The sequence below is a fragment of the Flavobacterium sp. GSP27 genome (assembly GCF_003970395.1).
Lineage (GTDB): Bacteria > Bacteroidota > Bacteroidia > Flavobacteriales > Flavobacteriaceae > Flavobacterium.
Window position 1 is genome coordinate 189593 of sequence record NZ_RYDP01000001.1, and the last position, 16843, is coordinate 206435.

The 16843-nt window shown below is 36.2% G+C and carries 14 protein-coding genes; 7 read left to right on the plus strand and 7 right to left on the minus strand.

Annotation, left to right across the window (positions count from 1 at the left end; genetic code table 11):
* Window positions 1-246: 246 nt before the first annotated feature.
* Entirely contained in the window at window positions 247-1185 is a 939-nt protein-coding gene (locus tag EKM05_RS00900; protein ID WP_126457859.1) for an L-threonine 3-dehydrogenase, read from the minus strand.
* A 312-nt stretch (window positions 1186-1497) separates the two neighbouring features.
* On the opposite strand from EKM05_RS00900, the gene EKM05_RS00905 reads away from it, so the two are divergent.
* Together EKM05_RS00905 and mfd are read left to right on the plus strand one after the other, a co-directional pair.
* The gene (locus EKM05_RS00905) at window positions 1498-2103 is read left to right on the plus strand and encodes a hypothetical protein (RefSeq protein WP_126552941.1); all 606 of its coding nucleotides are present in this window, start codon (window positions 1498-1500) and stop codon (window positions 2101-2103) included.
* Window positions 2096-5464: a transcription-repair coupling factor gene (mfd, locus tag EKM05_RS00910; protein ID WP_126552943.1), complete on the plus strand. Its 3369-nt coding sequence runs from the start codon at window positions 2096-2098 to the stop codon at window positions 5462-5464. The genes EKM05_RS00905 and mfd overlap by 8 nt, the downstream gene beginning before the upstream one ends.
* Before the next feature lie 47 nt (window positions 5465-5511).
* Here the strand turns inward: mfd and EKM05_RS00915 are convergent, their stop codons facing one another.
* From EKM05_RS00915 to EKM05_RS00930, 4 genes are all read right to left on the minus strand, one after another.
* Window positions 5512-6120 carry a hypothetical protein gene (locus EKM05_RS00915; protein ID WP_126457866.1) on the minus strand — a complete coding sequence of 203 codons (609 nt, stop codon included), beginning with the start codon at window positions 6118-6120 and terminating at the stop codon, window positions 5512-5514.
* A gap of 69 nt (window positions 6121-6189) precedes the next feature.
* Window positions 6190-6846, minus strand: coding sequence for an aspartate kinase (locus tag EKM05_RS00920; protein ID WP_126451909.1), 657 nt, complete (start codon window positions 6844-6846; stop codon window positions 6190-6192).
* A 108-nt stretch (window positions 6847-6954) separates the two neighbouring features.
* Window positions 6955-7314, minus strand: a complete 360-nt coding sequence (locus EKM05_RS00925; protein WP_126451910.1) for a YraN family protein — start codon at window positions 7312-7314, stop codon at window positions 6955-6957.
* A 165-nt stretch (window positions 7315-7479) separates the two neighbouring features.
* Window positions 7480-8481, minus strand: a complete 1002-nt coding sequence (locus EKM05_RS00930) for an LD-carboxypeptidase (protein ID WP_126457871.1) — start codon at window positions 8479-8481, stop codon at window positions 7480-7482.
* A 162-nt stretch (window positions 8482-8643) separates the two neighbouring features.
* Here EKM05_RS00930 and EKM05_RS00935 point away from each other — a divergent pair, with 162 nt between their 5' ends.
* The 4 genes from EKM05_RS00935 (at window position 8644) to EKM05_RS00945 (ending at window position 11652) form a co-directional block, all read left to right on the plus strand.
* Complete coding sequence (locus EKM05_RS00935) at window positions 8644-9756, plus strand: endonuclease/exonuclease/phosphatase family protein (RefSeq protein WP_126552945.1); 1113 nt, start codon at window positions 8644-8646, stop codon at window positions 9754-9756.
* Between the two features lie 89 nt (window positions 9757-9845).
* Window positions 9846-10385 carry a 3-hydroxyanthranilate 3,4-dioxygenase gene (locus EKM05_RS00940; protein WP_126451913.1) on the plus strand — a complete coding sequence of 180 codons (540 nt, stop codon included), beginning with the start codon at window positions 9846-9848 and terminating at the stop codon, window positions 10383-10385.
* 452 nt (window positions 10386-10837) lie between these two features.
* Complete coding sequence (locus EKM05_RS14465) at window positions 10838-11008, plus strand: hypothetical protein (protein WP_197037238.1); 171 nt, start codon at window positions 10838-10840, stop codon at window positions 11006-11008.
* 104 nt (window positions 11009-11112) lie between these two features.
* Entirely contained in the window at window positions 11113-11652 is a 540-nt protein-coding gene (locus EKM05_RS00945) for a DUF4375 domain-containing protein (RefSeq protein WP_126552947.1), read from the plus strand.
* 122 nt (window positions 11653-11774) lie between these two features.
* On the opposite strand, the gene EKM05_RS00950 is transcribed toward EKM05_RS00945, so the two are convergent.
* Both EKM05_RS00950 and EKM05_RS00955 read right to left on the minus strand, forming a co-directional pair.
* Window positions 11775-13382 (minus strand): DUF1501 domain-containing protein, encoded by a 1608-nt coding sequence (locus EKM05_RS00950; RefSeq protein ID WP_126552949.1) that lies wholly within the window; start codon window positions 13380-13382, stop codon window positions 11775-11777.
* A gap of 12 nt (window positions 13383-13394) precedes the next feature.
* Window positions 13395-15215, minus strand: a complete 1821-nt coding sequence (locus EKM05_RS00955) for a DUF1800 family protein (RefSeq protein ID WP_126552951.1) — start codon at window positions 15213-15215, stop codon at window positions 13395-13397.
* A 353-nt stretch (window positions 15216-15568) separates the two neighbouring features.
* On the opposite strand from EKM05_RS00955, the gene serS reads away from it, so the two are divergent.
* Window positions 15569-16840, plus strand: coding sequence for a serine--tRNA ligase (serS, locus tag EKM05_RS00960; protein ID WP_126451915.1), 1272 nt, complete (start codon window positions 15569-15571; stop codon window positions 16838-16840).
* Window positions 16841-16843: the final 3 nt, after the last annotated feature.

Genomic DNA, 16843 nt, shown 5'->3' on the forward strand with positions numbered 1-16843 from the left:
GTTCTTTGTTAATAAAAAAGAGAATGATTGTGATTACATTCAAGTGCAACCAATGTACGTTATTGAATAGGAATACAACAACATTAACTAATTCTAATTCAATTAAGCTAATCTTTTACAATTAGCGACATTCAATCGGAAAGCGAGCACAAGAAGCTGCAAGTGCTACTTGCAAAAAATAAAAAATGAATATAAAAAATGCCGCAAAACATCCATTTTTCGGCATTTTTTATATTGTTAAATGATTTACTTCAAATGCTCCAACATATCGGCAGTCATCGTTTCTAAATTAAACTCATGTTTCCATCCCCAGTCCTTTCTAGCCTCAGCGTCATCAATACTCGCCGGCCAGCTGTCGGCTATTTTTTGACGGAAGTCTGGCTCATAAGTGATGGTAAATTCAGGAATGTGTTTCTGGATTTCGGCAGCAATCTGCGTTGGTGTAAAGCTCATTGCCGCCAAATTATATGAAGAATGAATTTTTATTTGTTCTACCGGAGCTTGCATAATTTGGATGGTCGCAGCAATGGCATCGTCCATGTACATCATGGGCATTTTTGTTTCGGAAGATAAAAAACATTCGTATGTTTTATCCGAAATCGCCTTGTGAAAAATATCTACCGCATAATCCGTTGTACCGCCACCAGGAGGCGATGACCAGCTAATTAAACCAGGATAACGAATGCTTCTTACATCTACACCAAAAATATTATGGTAGTATTCGCACCATCTTTCGCCAGCTTGTTTACTGATTCCGTACACCGTTGAAGGTTCCATGATTGTGTATTGCGGCGTATTTTCTCTGGGTGTTGTTGGACCAAAAACAGCAATACTCGAAGGCCAGAATATTTTTTTTATTTTTCCGGCTTTCGCCAAATTCAAAACGTGAAATAACGAATTCATATTCAAATCCCAAGCAAAAGCTGGGTTTTTTTCTGCTGTAGCTGATAAAAGTGCTGCCATCAAATAGACCTCGTCAATCTGATGCAATTCCACCAGATGTTCAATTTGATTGAAATCCAAGGCATTTACCACTTCAAATGGACCGGAATTGACAACGTCAATATTTAACTTTCGAATATCCGAAGCAATTACATTTTCTGTTCCGTATATTTTTCGTAATTTTTGGGTAAGTTCCGTTCCTATCTGGCCGCAAGCGCCAATAATTAATATTTTAGTACTCATTTTTGTCTGTTTTAAAAAACAAAGATAACGTTTTCGTAAATAACATAATTTTGATAAAAAATACTGTTAAATTCTTAAAGTTGTAATTAAAAACAAGCTATGTTTCTTAATTTTATAGGTTTTAAATATAAAAACTGCTTTAGGGATATTAGATAGTTATTCCGATGCCGTAATTCGTAATTGTAAATTTACTTTGTAACTTTGCACCTAAATTAATGGCGATTTTTAAACGAGCATAATGGGTTTTCGTTTGCAAAAGTAAGAGCGTATAGCGATTGCATTCAGCCAGTAAAAAACAACAAATTGCCACACATGAAATATAAAACAGCAATCTTCTTTGCTCTTGCTTTGCTCTTGTTTTCCTGTCAGGATAATAATCAAAAACGCCTTTCCGAAAATAAAAAAGAGATGCAGCGAAGAGAAATTATTTTTAAAAACATAGAGAAGGGTTGGGTTTTTTATGATACTCCAGTTACGGAGGCTTCTGAAAAAAGTTTGGCTACTTGGAATGCCTGGCGTATTTTTTTGGCTGAATTAGCGCTGAAACCCAGAAAATCAATTAAAGCGTTCCAACAAAAATCAAAAGCACTTTCTAAAAAAGTAATGGATTTAAACGAAAATATCCCTTATGAATACAGTAAACCTCAAATAAAAAGCAGAATTTCGACCTTAATTACTAAGGTACGATTGTTGGATTTATTTATTAATTTAGATGCTATTCCAGATAAAAAAATAACGCAGCTAGTGTCAGAAATCAATTTAGAATTGGTTTCGCTTCAAAGACAGATGGACAAAATCACCGAGAAAAGTAAGATTCCCATCGAGGAAGGGGAATCTGAGTTAATGAAAATGATGGATACTACAAGAGCCATTCCCAATACACCTATAATCGACCCAAATATTCCACGCGTTGAGTAAAACAGCCTTATACAACACCTACGATAATTCGCCAAAAACCCAGCAAATCGTTGCTCGTTTATTAGAAAACAAGCAAATCAAAATACAGCTGTCGGGACTTTTGGGCTCTGCACTTTCATTTGTAATTCGATCCGTTTTTAAGAAAGCCGAACTTCCTCTTCTAATTGTTCTAAACAATAAAGAAGAAGCAGCGTATTACTTGAACGATCTGGAACAAATGATTGGCGAACAAGATGTACTCTTTTATCCCGGTTCATTCCGTCGTCCATACGAGATTGAAGATACGGATAATGCGAATGTTTTGCTTCGCGCCGAAGTCCTCAACCGGATCAATTCCCGCAAGAAACCAGCCGTTATTGTCACCTATCCCGAAGCCTTATTCGAGAAAGTGGTCACCCGGAAAGAATTAGATAAAAACACGTTGAAGGTTGCTGTTGGTGACAAAATTTCTATCGATTTTATCAATGAAGTATTGTTCGAATACGAGTTCAAAAGAGTCGATTTTATTACTGAACCCGGAGAATTTTCGGTTCGTGGCGGCATTGTCGACGTCTTTTCGTTTTCGAATGATAATCCGTACCGAATTGAGTTTTTTGGAGATGAAGTGGAGAGCATTCGTACCTTTGATGTTGCGACCCAATTGTCAATGGTACAACAGAAGAAAATTACGATAATCCCTAATGTGGAAAACAAAGTTTTTCAGGAAAACAGAGAAAGTTTCTTGGATTATATTTCAGAGAAAACGGTGATTTTCATCCAGAATACTGAAGATTTTTTATCACAATTAGACAAACAATTTGGCAAAGCCGAAGAAGCTTTCGCAAAATTATCGCAAGAAATAAAGCGGTCATCTCCGGAGCAATTGTTCTTGAATCAAGCCGAATTTATAAAACGAGCCTTGGATTTCTCGATTGTAGAATTGAGTTCAAAACCTATTTTTAGAACCACCAAAAAATTCGAATTTCACATTCAACCACAGCCGTCGTTCAACAAACAATTTGATTTGTTGTTGAATAATCTGAATGAAAATCATTTTAATGGCTATAAAAATCATTTGTTTTGTTCCAATGACGCCCAAGCCAAACGATTTCATGATATTTTCAAAACTTTGGATGAAGCCAATTCCGAGAATATCCGCAAGCAGTATCACACGGTTGTTTTTCCTTTGTATCAAGGATTTGTTGATGAGGAAAACCAAATTACCTGTTACACGGACCATCAGATTTTTGAACGGTATCATAAATTCAACATCAAAAATGGCTATTCTAAAAAACAGAATATTACGTTAAAGGAATTGACAACACTTTCTGTTGGGGATTATGTGACGCATATCGATCACGGAATTGGACGTTTTGGAGGTTTGCAAAAAATACAAGTCGAAGGCAAAACGCAAGAAGCCATCAAGCTCGTGTATGCCGATAATGATATTGTGTATGTGAGTATTCATTCGCTGCACAAAATTTCAAAATACAACGGAAAAGACGGAACGCCACCCAAAATTTACAAATTGGGTTCGAACGCCTGGAAGATTTTAAAACAAAAAACCAAGGCGCGTGTCAAACATATTGCCTTCAATTTGATTCAGTTGTATGCCAAAAGAAGGCTCGAAAAAGGATTTCAGTTTGCGCCCGACAGTTATTTACAAAATGAACTGGAAAGTTCGTTTATTTATGAAGATACGCCGGACCAAACTAAATCAACGGCAGAAGTAAAAGCGGATATGGAAAGTGACCGTCCAATGGATCGCTTGGTTTGTGGTGATGTAGGTTTTGGTAAAACAGAAGTCGCTATTCGAGCGGCTTTCAAAGCTGTGGATAATAGCAAACAAGTGGCGATATTAGTGCCTACAACTATTTTGGCATACCAGCATTACCGTACTTTTACGGAACGATTGAAAGATATGCCAGTTTCCGTTGGCTATTTAAACCGTTTTAGAACTGCCAAACAAAAAGCAGAAACCTTAAAATTACTAGCCGAAGGGAAACTCGATATTGTGATAGGAACACACCAACTGGTCAACAAAAATGTAGTTTTTAAAGACCTTGGATTGTTGATTGTGGATGAGGAACAAAAATTCGGAGTTAATGTAAAAGACAAACTGAAAACCATAGCTGCCAATGTTGATACACTGACATTGACCGCAACTCCAATACCACGAACATTACAATTTTCGTTGATGGCAGCGCGTGATTTATCCGTAATTACAACTCCACCGCCCAATCGTTATCCTATTGAAACCAATGTAGTCGGTTTTAGCGAAGAGTTGATTCGGGATGCGATTTCGTATGAAATTCAGCGTAACGGACAGGTGTTTTTCATCAATAACAGAATAGAAAACATCAAAGAAGTGGCCGGAATGATCCAGCGTTTGGTACCCAATGCCAAAGTTGGAATTGGTCACGGCCAAATGGAAGGACGAAAACTGGAGGAATTAATGTTGGCTTTTATGAACGGAGAATTTGATATTTTGGTGGCCACGACCATCATCGAAAGCGGTTTGGATGTTCCTAATGCGAACACGATTTTCATCAATAATGCGAATAATTTTGGATTGTCTGATTTACATCAAATGCGCGGTCGTGTAGGACGTAGCAACAAGAAAGCGTTTTGTTATTTTATTTGCCCGCCGTATTCCGCAATGACAGACGATGCTAGAAAACGAATTCAGGCTTTGGAACAATTTAGTGAATTGGGAAGTGGATTTAATATTGCGATGAAAGATCTTGAGATTCGTGGTGCCGGAGATTTATTGGGCGGTGAACAAAGCGGTTTTATCAACGAAATTGGTTTTGATACGTACCAAAAAATTATGAATGAAGCCCTTGATGAATTGAAAGAAAATGAATTCAAGGATTTGTATCCGGAGGAAAATAATTTGGAAACCAAAGAATATGTCAAGGACCTTCAAATCGACACTGATTTTGAGTTATTATTTTCGGATGAATACATCAATAATGTATCGGAACGATTGAGTTTGTACAGTGAATTAGGCGCTGTAAAAAACGAAGAAGAACTCATTATTTTTCAGAATAAATTGATTGATCGTTTTGGCCCAATGCCGCCACGTGCCAAAGCATTAATGAACAGTATTCGTATCAAATGGATCGCTACCCGCATTGGAATTGAAAAATTAGTAATGAAACAAGGCAAGATGATTGGGTATTTCATTTCGGATCAACAATCCGATTATTACCAATCGAAACGTTTTAATCAAGTCCTACTGTTTGTGCAAAAAAACAGTTCTATTTGTAAAATGAAAGAAAAACAAACGCCGGCTGGTTTGCGATTACTGTTGACTTTTGACAATGTAAAGAACACCAGGAGAGCTTTGGAATTGATGGAGCTATTGGGCGGGGAATAAGACATTTCTAAAGCTTCCAGCCTTCAAAAGGCTGGAAGCTTTTAAACTTACTCCATAAGCAATCCTTCGATTTCATCCAAATTTGGATTACTAGAATGATAGTATTTAAAATTTCCTAAATCATGAAAATATTCTATTACCTTTTCTCTTTGTAATTTTGTCTTCTTGTTTGAGATAACTGTTCCATAAGAAGTCCAAGGGTATTCTATGATGTGTTCTGCAAACTTATGATGAACCGGATTATTGTGGATATAAAAAACAAGTTTTTGAAAGTAAGTTTCCGAATCAACCACTTTTCGCCTAAAGTTTTTCTCAAATAAACTACCGGTCCTTTTATATCGTTTATTCATCGCTAAAGTATAAGCGTTGAATAAATTAGAAAACTGTTTTGAAGCGCTAACCATTTTTGGTTTATCAGTTGAAGAATATTCTAATTTGGTAACATCAATTTCTTCGGTTTCTTTGATGTAAACTAGAATGTGAAAATGATTTTTCATCAAACACCAAGCGTAAGTTTCTGCTATCGGGTCAATGTATTTCTCGTATAACCTCAAAAAATGTTTGTAGTTTTCAATTTCATGAAATAAATCAATTCCATTATTGCCTCTATTATAAATATGATAATATTTACCGTTTTCAAGAGGAATTGGATTCATAATGTATTTTTTAGTTTTAAAACTTTTTCCCTCTTAAAGCTTCCAGCCTTCAAAAGGCTGGAAGCTTTGTTAATTCTTCAAATCCTTAATTACTTTGAAAGCCACATCTACTTGTTCTTCACTTACTAAAATAGTGAATTCATTAGAAGTCGAAATTACTTCGTTTATGATGATTCCTTCCCAAGCCAAACGCTGGAAAATAAAATAGTAAATCCCAGGAACAACGATGTTTTCTTTCGGTAATTTCACGGTAATCGAAGCCAGATTATCCAGTTTTTGAATTAATTTCTCAGAAGCAAAATGCTTGTCAACCAAATTGTTGATGCTGTTGCTGACCACAATATTTGTTTCATTCACACCTCTGGACGAAGTGTAAAAAATATCCGGCAGCGTATTAATATCGGTAATTAAATCTGCTTGTTTATTTAAAACAGTGTCAGAAGCAGCAAATGTATAATCCGTCAAAGCAGAACGAACGGTAATTTCCCCAATATTTTTAATTACTTTATTGATCTTGTGATTCAGTCTGAAATCCAGTTCTTCAGTGAGTCTTTTTAAAGCCATAACCACTGCGCCTTGTTTTACTTCCTTGCCAAATTCACTTTCTAATTCAGTCATTATATTCCGGGATAATGAGGTCAGATTAATGATCCCTAATGATAACGCATTCAACAAAAATGGCTTTGTTTTGATGTAGTTCTCTACAATGGAAGAAACAGTTTTCATAATTTAATTTTTTTAGTGGTTGTAAATATACGCGTAGTCAGTGTGTACATATAACGCAAATGTAAATAAAAAAACAATTTGTTACAAATACAACATTAAAAAAACGAATTAAAAATGATAAAACGCATCGATAAGATGCTCAATGACATAAGATTTGCCTTCTTTATGTATTGCAATAATGTCAAAACGGACATCTATATCTAAATTTCTTTTGTTGACAAAGGCATGAACGGCCTTTACAAGGAGCTGGATTTTTTTTGGTTTTACAAAATCTTGTGGTAAGCCAAATTCTAATGAGGAACGCGTTTTGACTTCAACAACAGCAAGTGTGTTTCCTTTTTGGGCGAGAATATCTATTTCGGCTTTTTGGAAGGTCCAATTGGTTTGCAAAATCGTGTAGCCGTCTTTCCGTAGAAATTCGACTGCCATTTCTTCTCCTAGTTTTCCAAGTTCATTATGTGCAGCCATAAAAAAGTTTTCAGTTAATAAACCTGTGAAATTAATTCCTACAATTCAGAATGGTAATTTATAACCAAAAACCCAAAATGATATGTAATATTACAAACAATTATCCTGAGTCTATTTCTGTTTAGTCCCTCCCTCCTTCGGAGTGGAGCCGGAGGGAGGATTTCTTTATTCAAAAACTAGTGTGCTGCTTTTCTCGCTGACATTGATCGTTACAGTATTGCCTAAAATTAAGGCTCTGTTGTCTTGTATGTGTCCCGCCGGGAAATTATACAAAATAGGAATAGAGTATTTTTTGGTTACATCCTCGATAATTTCGATGGCATTTTTCCCCCACGGAATATCATTATCCTTCATCTTTGTCATCGAACCTACCACAATTCCCTTGACGCTTTCCAGGCAACCATTTCGTTTTAAATTCATCATCATACGGTCAATGTGATACAAATATTCGTCTAAATCTTCTAGAAACAAGATTTTATCGGAACAATCAATCGCGGAGGGTGAACCCAACAAACTGTATAGAATGGATAAATTCCCACCCACTAATTCTCCGGTAGCTTTCCCGGGTCTATTCATTACAAAAGGCGTTATATTGTAGGATAGTTTTTCACCAAATAAAGCAGTCCGCATAGTTTTTATAGCTTCAGGAGTGGCTCTTGGAGCGGTTATCGGCATGATTCCGTGAATGGATTTGAAACCCATAGTGTTCAAGTGATTGTGTAAAACAGTCACATCACTAAATCCAATAATCCATTTCGGATTTTTTCTGAACGCAGTAAAATCTAACAAATCAATCATACGCACGGTTCCGTATCCGCCTTTTACGCACCAAATGGCTTTGATGTTTGGATTGTCCAGTTGCTGCTGAAAATCAGTTGCTCGCTGTTCGTCAGTCCCGGCTAATTGGTTGTTGTCTAAACCTATTGTGCTGCCTATGACCACTTCCAGGCCCCAACTGTGCAGCAAATCAATAGCTGGTTTCAAGTTATCATCTGTGTTTTTTCGGGCTGTTGCCAAAATAGCTACGGTATCTCCTTTTTGTAAACTAGGGGGTGTAATCATATTGTATTGGGCTTGACTGTTGAAAGATTGTAACACAAAAATAAGCAATAGCAATTGATATAAAATAGAATAACGGGATGTAAAAGTAAATTGATTTTGATTCATGCGGTATTGCTTTTCTGAGAAATTCTAATGATAAAGGCGTTAAATGACAAAAACAAAGATAGACATTTAGAAAATAATTCTAAGTTCACACTCAAATGACTATTTTTACAATAACCAGATTCTAAAAGGGATCTCAGCAACAGCGGTAAATAAATGATATTTATGAGAATTACGTACTGGATTCCTATTCTTTTTTTATTCTTTCCAATTGCAAAAAATACTGCGCAACCAAAAAAATATGTTATTCATACCGTTGCGTTTTATAATTTTGAAAATCTTTTTGACACCATAAACGATCCGGATACTTTTGACGAAGAGTGGACTCCAAAAGGGTTGCAACGGTGGAATTATGGGAAGTACCAAAAAAAAATGGGAAACTTAGCCCGAGTGTTAGCTGAAATTGGTTCAGCTGAAAACACGGATTCGCCCACATTTATTGGCGGTTGTGAAATAGAAAACAGAGGCGTTTTAGAAGATTTAGTAAAACAGCCCAAACTTATTGATAAAGACTACGGAATCATCCATTTTGATTCACCGGACAAAAGAGGAATTGACGTGGCGCTGTTGTATCAAAAAAAGAAATTTCAGCCCACGAGTTATAGTAACATTCCGTTGTACATTTATAAAGAAGGAACCACCACAAACGAAAATTCTAAAGCCAATTCCGAAGAAAAAACAGATGACGAATTGCAAATAAGCACCAAAAATTATCGGGTTTACACACGAGATCAGCTATTGGTAACCGGATTTCTGGACGGAGAGGAAATCAATATTATAGTCAATCACTGGCCGTCGCGTTCTGGTGGCGAGAAAAAATCAAGTCCGTTCCGGGAAGCCGCTGGAGCATTAAACCGAAAAATAATCGATTCTTTGCAACGCATAAATCCAGAAGCAAAAGTGATTACTTTAGGTGATTTAAATGACGGACCATATAATAAAAGTGTCAAATTTGGGCTTGGCGCCAAAGCAAAAAAAGCAGATGTGCTACCGTTTGGGATTTATAATCCCTTCGAGGAAATGGCCAAGAAAGGATTTGGAACTATCGCATTTCGTGATGCATGGGATGTTTTTGACCAAATAATGGTTTCCGAAACCTTACTGCAATCAGACTATTCTAGCTTTCGGTATTGGAAAGCCGGAATTTACAACAAATCTTTTTTGATACAAACCAGCGGACAATACAAAGGCTATCCGTTGCGGCATTCCCCCACCGAAATAGGATTTAGCGACCATTTTCCCGTGTATATTTATTTGATTAAGGAAAAACGGAACTAAAGTGCTTGTACTTTTGGAGAGAATTAGTAGGTTCTATCATTTAAAATCTTAGTACCTTAGTACCTTAAAAACTTTGACCTTCAGAAAAAATGGCAATTGCAAAACCTTTCAACCTCAATAAATGGATTGACGAAAACCGTCATCTGCTGAAACCACCCGTTGGTAATAAAAATTTATACACGGAATCCGGTGATTATATCGTCATGGTTGTTGCCGGCCCAAACGCCAGGAAAGACTATCATTACAACGAAACTGAAGAATTGTTTTACCAGCTTGAAGGCTCCATCAAAGTGATTATTCAAGAAGATGGGGAACGCAAAGAAATGGAATTACATGCGGGTGATATGTATCTTCATCCTGCTAAAATTCCCCATTCTCCAGTGCGTTCCGAGGGTTCTATAGGACTTGTCATCGAAAGAAAAAGAGCTGGAAAAGGATTCACGGACGGATTACTTTGGTTTTGTGATACTTGTAATCATAAGCTGCACGAGGTCTATTTTGAACTTCATAATATCGAGAAAGATTTCCTGCCTCATTTTGAACAGTTCTATACTTCTACAAAGATGCGAACTTGTGAAAAATGTGGAACCATAATGGAAACCGACACCAGATTTGTAGCCAAAAAATAATTTTAAGTCGCTGCTTAGCGTCAGTTCGCTTCCTTCATGTCCCAATATTTCTGAAAATTATATGTTTTTGGCAGCAAAAAATAAAATATTTTTTAGGATAAGAACAGCTCGCGACTTGTCTGTACTACGGAGAAATTGTTTGTATTTTTTGGAGCTATTTCCCGCTATTCGTTGCAATCCACGCCCAAAAGCGTGGGATTTCCACTGCTATCGGGGCTAGGGGATTTGGTATTTTCAGTCACAGCAGAGCCAAAAGCATAAATATTTTTAACATTATGACTTTTGCATAATGTTAAAAATTCCGCTAATCTCATTTGTATAGACTCTTTCATTTTCATAAAGTTAAGATAGTTTATTTTTTTAAAAGATATTTTCTGTTTTATAGATAACAAATCCAGAAAGAGTGGTCTCTTTTATATCTTTGTAACGGTAATTAACAAAGTTTCTACATTATGGCAAAAGGACCCGAAAAAAACACCAAAAATAAGGCGTTGCATACCAAATTGCTCAATCGGAAAAAGACCAAACTTCAAGAAGAAAAAAAAGAAAAAGCGATGCGTTTGAAAGCGTTGGTTACCAAAATGAATCAGAAAAAGCGTAGTGACGAATCTGATGTCATTTAAATGGTTGCGCTAATCAATCGGTGCTAATCTGTGGCTAAAAAAAAACATTTCGATTCTTCACTATTTTGCCCGAAATTTGCAGCACATATTCAAATACAAAACCTATGGAATTCGGTAGAATAATTATTTCAGAAACAGCAATGAACAGTGGAAATCTCCAAGATGTAATTCACTCTAATATATCGGTAATCAACTTAATGCGTGAGGAAGGCGTGAACGATGATTTGATTCACGAAGATGCCATAATGAGTTATTATTTAGATTATTATACCTCACAATATACCGAAGGAAATTTTGCTCAATTTGTTCACAATTCGGGTTGGGATAAAGAACTAAACGAATTGATCGAAGAAGGTTTGGCTTTGATTGGTACTGAAAAGCACTTGGAATTGTTTCAACAACAATCCAAAAAAGTGAAATTAATGAGCAGTGTCAAGCTGAATAAATTCCTGAAAGGAAAACTCGAAGGCGTAAATCCTACTCGAGATTTGCTTAACAACGACACTTTTTTCGAAATTGAAGAAAACTTGATTACGTTGAATGCTACTTTCTTAAAAACACACCCAGATTTTGAAGTTCTTTCTGTAGATGATATGTTTGCAACCTTAGAAGAATTTGTGGGACATGAGATTAAAAGGGAGTAGTTATTTTACATAGAAAAAGTACAAATAAACGTGGAGAGAGTTAAAGTATAACGTAGCGAATCTCTGTGTTTTACATTTGTGTTTTTCTATGAAGTAACTTAAAGCATTCCATTCTTAATCTATCAAGACACAATCGCTTTGGTGTGAAATTTATAGTTGTTGTATTCTATTTCTAAGATGTAGATTCCAGATGCCAAGGTATTATCTGGCGAAAATGTTAAGGTATTTCCATATACTTTGAACGATTTTTGGAAGACTTTTGTTCCTTGAATCGTAAACAACTGCACATTTATGTAATCACTTAAACTGTCTTTAAAATTAATATTGATAGTATTGTTTATAATTGGATTTGGATAAACAACAAAAAAGTGCTCATTTTCATAAGAAACGGTGTCTAAAGTTGCAGTTTTGAACAGGGCTAATTTTGTAAAAGTGCCACCCAAAACTTCCGCAGTTTGTGCTTCACTCATACACAACCAATCTTGCATAATCGAAGAGTAAATTTGTCTAAAGTCAAATTGCATCGCAATCTGGTCTGAAACGGTTGGGTTTAAAGGTATGTTTGGTGAGGTTCCCATCATTCCTGAAACTGGATTTTGAGCGGTTATAGCACTAGATCCAGTATTCAAGGCGGCTCCAAAGAAAATTACAGGTGCAGCAGCTCCATGATCGGTACCAAGGCTACCGTTGCTTTTAATTCTTCGACCAAATTCGCTAAAAGTCATTCCTGTTACTAAATTTGATTTCCCCATAAGCTCTAAATCTTGTTGAAATGCATGTATTGCCTGCGATAAAATACTGAGATTTGTAGCATGAGCACCTTTGGTCTTATCAGCAGCATCCACTTGACCACTGTGTAAATCAGATGTATTAGGGTGATTGACAATGTAAATAGGAGTTTGTAATCCGCCGTTGATTAATTTAGCAACAATTTTTAATTGATCACCTAGTTTATTAGCACTGGGATATGTTGCGGTTTGTGACTGAGCAGTGTTAAAAGCAGTTTGTATTGCAGTGCGATACACATTGCTTTGGTCTTTCATTAAACGTAAAAAAGTCAACTCCGTTCCGTAATCAGAATTAGGTGCGGGATCCGTAATTTGATTAATAACGTTCAAAAGTGCATTTGGATCAGGAGCATTATAACCCATATTAATAGTAGGTCCCTGTAAAGAAAAAGGCAAAGTAGAACCTATTTGAATAGCCAATGGATCAGGCATGGCGCTATTAGGATAACCAATAGGGAAATTAGGATATATGGTATCTAGCGATCGCCCTAGCCAGCCATCATCAAGGGTTTGATTGCTATTAGAAGCTGTAAACCAAATATCAGTTGCTCTAAAATGACTGAAACTTGGATTGGGATAGGAAACCCCTTGAATAATCATTAATTTGCCATTATCATGCAAAGTTTTCATTTCAGACATTGCAGGGTGTATGCCAGTAGTGGTATTATTGGCCAGTGGCAGAACAGAGTTTTGGTTCATCAATATATTCGAACGTGCGTTATTTAAATTTGTCCATTTATCTAAAGGGAAAACGGTATTTAACCCATCGTTACCGCCATTCATTTGAATGATAACCAAAATTTTTCCGCAATTTACCGCTGCGTTTGCCAAAACATCTAATGCATTACTTTCAATTGAAGCTGACGCCATTACAGGAATTCCATTCAAAGCTAAAGGGATGGAGGCTAATGCACTTGTTTTTATAAAACTTCTTCTTTTCATAACTTCAAAAGATTACATTAATTGGTATTCAGCAAGTTGAGTGAGAGTCACAAGCAAGGATTTAAGTCGAGATTTCACAATGTTTCGATTGGTTGTATTTGACGTGTCATTTAGGTAAAGTGTCCAAGCTGAGGTCCAGTAATCATTGCTTGTTTGATTGGAAAGTAGCGATTGAATTTTTATTTGCTCTTTTTGTGTACTACTAATATCAATGGGCAGTAAGTACTGTATAGATTCAGCAACTAATAAATCTGGATTAGCACAAATAGCAGGACTAAATTGTTGAATAAAACCTATTATATCTACTTCTATCCGAGTTGTGAGCAAGTTGTAAGTAAGATTGTAACCGTTGAAAATTTTATTTAAGAAATCGAATCTTTTTTGAGTGGTACTGGAATTGATCCAATATTCATGAAAAGACGGATTTTGATAAAAAGCAACCCAACCGGAAACATTTGGAATTTTCCCCATAGTTTGTTCTAAACCGCTCAAAACAGTATTGTTGAAGTAACTCCAAACTCTGTATTGCGCTTCAAAATTAGTTGCGTCTGTAACCGTATAATTCAAGTTAAAAGTCCGCAAACTACCAATGACCAGATCAAAAGGCGATTTAATGTAAACGCCTCTATTGGCCATATCATAAAAATGTTGGCTTTTGAAAAGTTGGTTTAATACCGGTGCAATTTCCCAATTGTTAGCTACAAATGTTTGTGCTAATGGTCTAATAATGTTTGACTCTATTGTGGCATCGATATCGTAATATATAAAATAGCGATATAATCGGCGGCAAATATATTCTGAAACTACTTGTGATTTTGTGAAAATCATATCAATCAAAGCATCTAACTCTGAAGCACCAGCATTGCTAATGACGGTGTTGTTAAAAAACGAGGAGAACTGCTTATTGCTTGTATCGTGAAAATTGGTATCAAAATTAGTGCTGGGTGTAGCTGTATTTAAATTTACAACTCTCCATCCTGTTAAAACTTTTGCTGCTTGTAACACATCAGCTTCAGTATACTGGCTTAATGGGTCTTTTCCTAACGTAAAAAGCTCCATAAGCTCTCGCGCAAAATTCTCGTCTGGAGATGTTTTTGTGTTGGCTTGATTATTTAAATAGTACATCATAGCGGGCTGTGTAGCCATTTTTCTGATCAGTGTTTTGTAATTTCCAAGCGGATTATCTCGAAACATTTTCATGTAGGAGTACAATATGCGACATGAATTACTGCCCGCATACGAAAATGGTGTACTGCGTACGGTGTCAAAATCTACTGGAATAAAATGATACCAAAACCAAGTCATTTTTTCCTTAATAGTCAAATTTTGATTACAAGCTAAACCAAAATTCCACTGTGATAATGAATCTATTCTTCTCGAGTTAGTGGTATTGGTTCCCGCAGGCAATGGGTCATTTGTCCAGTCAGCTCCGTAGGGCAAGTTGCTCTCATCTGGAGAATAATTATTGTATGAATTTACGGGAGGCGCAGGCGCAGTAGTGCTGATGTTCAACACGGCATTGACTGCATTTGTCATATTTAAAGCGAGTAACACATCAACATCGGCTTTTCTAAAACCATAACCAGTACGTTTTAGCAAATGCAGTACTTCTTGCTTGCCCCAACTACCGCTGTAGGGATTTAATCCACTGTTAACAGGAACTACTCTATCGGTAAAAGCCGATTTTGTAGCGCTTTTAACGCTTTGATATCTTCTGCCTGTAAATATTTTTCGGGAATATTTTTCAAATAATGGATCTTTGGTATCCTGATTAATTTTTAATTTATTTAGTATTAAATTAAATAAATTTCTACGGTTAATAGTATTACTCATAACGATTTCAAATTTGATTTGTACAATCGACTCCCTACTACTTTATTATTTTCTAATAAGTAAAAATAGCTACTCAAAATTATGTTTTTTTACAATACGTTCAACGTGCTATAAATGTTGTACTTAAATAATGTATTGTTCAAATTGCTGCAAAAATTTATAATCGGGTCATTAAAACTACACAAAAAACTTTCTCGATTATTTATTTTATTTAAATCTATAGGCGCGCAAAAAATGGCGGTGCAATTCCCCTTTTTAATTCGATTTTTGATAAAATTTTTATCTCATACTACCAAACATTTCCCTAAATTTGCTTCCATTAATATATAAGTTAGCGTTAAAAAAATCAAGCTATGTTACAAATCGCATTTATTAGAGAGAATCAGGAAAAAGTAATCACCGCTTTGGCAAAGAGAAATATCGATGCTACAAGTGTTGTTGAAGAAGTGGTACAACTGGATGAAAAACGTCGCGCTACGCAAGTGGAGCTAGACAGCATTTTATCCGAATCTAATAAATTATCCAAGGATATTGGCGAATTGATGAAAGCGGGAGAGAAATCTAAAGCCGCAATCTTAAAAGAAAAAACTGTTTTAAATAAAGAGAAAAGCAAGAAATTAGCCGAAACTGCTGATGCACTTGCCGCTGAACTTTTAGAAAAATTATATACCTTACCCAATCTTCCTGCTGATATTGTTCCTATTGGAAAAACACCGGAGGAAAACCTGAACGTTTTTGAAGAAGGGGAAATCCCAGTTTTGCATGAAGGCGCGCAACCACACTGGGAATTGGTAAAAAAATACGACATTATCGATTTTGAATTGGGAGTAAAAATCACAGGCGCAGGATTTCCGGTTTATAAAGGAAAAGGAGCAAAATTACAACGTGCTTTGATCAATTATTTTCTGGACAAAAATACCGCTGCAGGATATAACGAAGTTCAGGTGCCACACATGGTAAACGAAGCATCTGCTTATGGAACGGGACAATTGCCCGACAAAGAAGGGCAAATGTACCATGATAAAACGGATGATTTATACTTGATTCCAACTGCTGAGGTTCCAGTAACGAATTTGTTTCGGGATGTAATTTTAAACGAAAGTGAATTACCGGTTTTGACCACGGCTTACACGCCTTGTTTTCGTCGTGAAGCAGGTTCTTATGGTGCGCACGTACGTGGATTGAACCGTTTACATCAATTTGACAAAGTCGAGATTGTTCGTGTAGAGCATCCCGATAAATCGTATGAAGCCTTGGACGGAATGGTGGAGCATGTAAAAAGTATTTTGCAGGAATTGAAATTACCCTACAGAATATTGCGTCTTTGTGGCGGCGATATGGGATTCACAGCAGCGTTAACCTATGATTTCGAGGTGTTTTCTACTGCACAGGACCGTTGGTTAGAAATCAGTTCGGTTTCTAATTTTGAGACTTTTCAAGCAAATCGGTTGAAATTACGTTTTAGAGATAAAGATGGAAAAAATCAATTAGCACACACCTTAAACGGAAGTTCATTGGCTTTGCCAAGAGTTTTGGCAGCACTTTTAGAAAATTACCAAACTCCGGAAGGAATCGTAATTCCTGAGGTTTTGCGTGCTTATTGCGGATTTGATAGTATCAATTAGTTA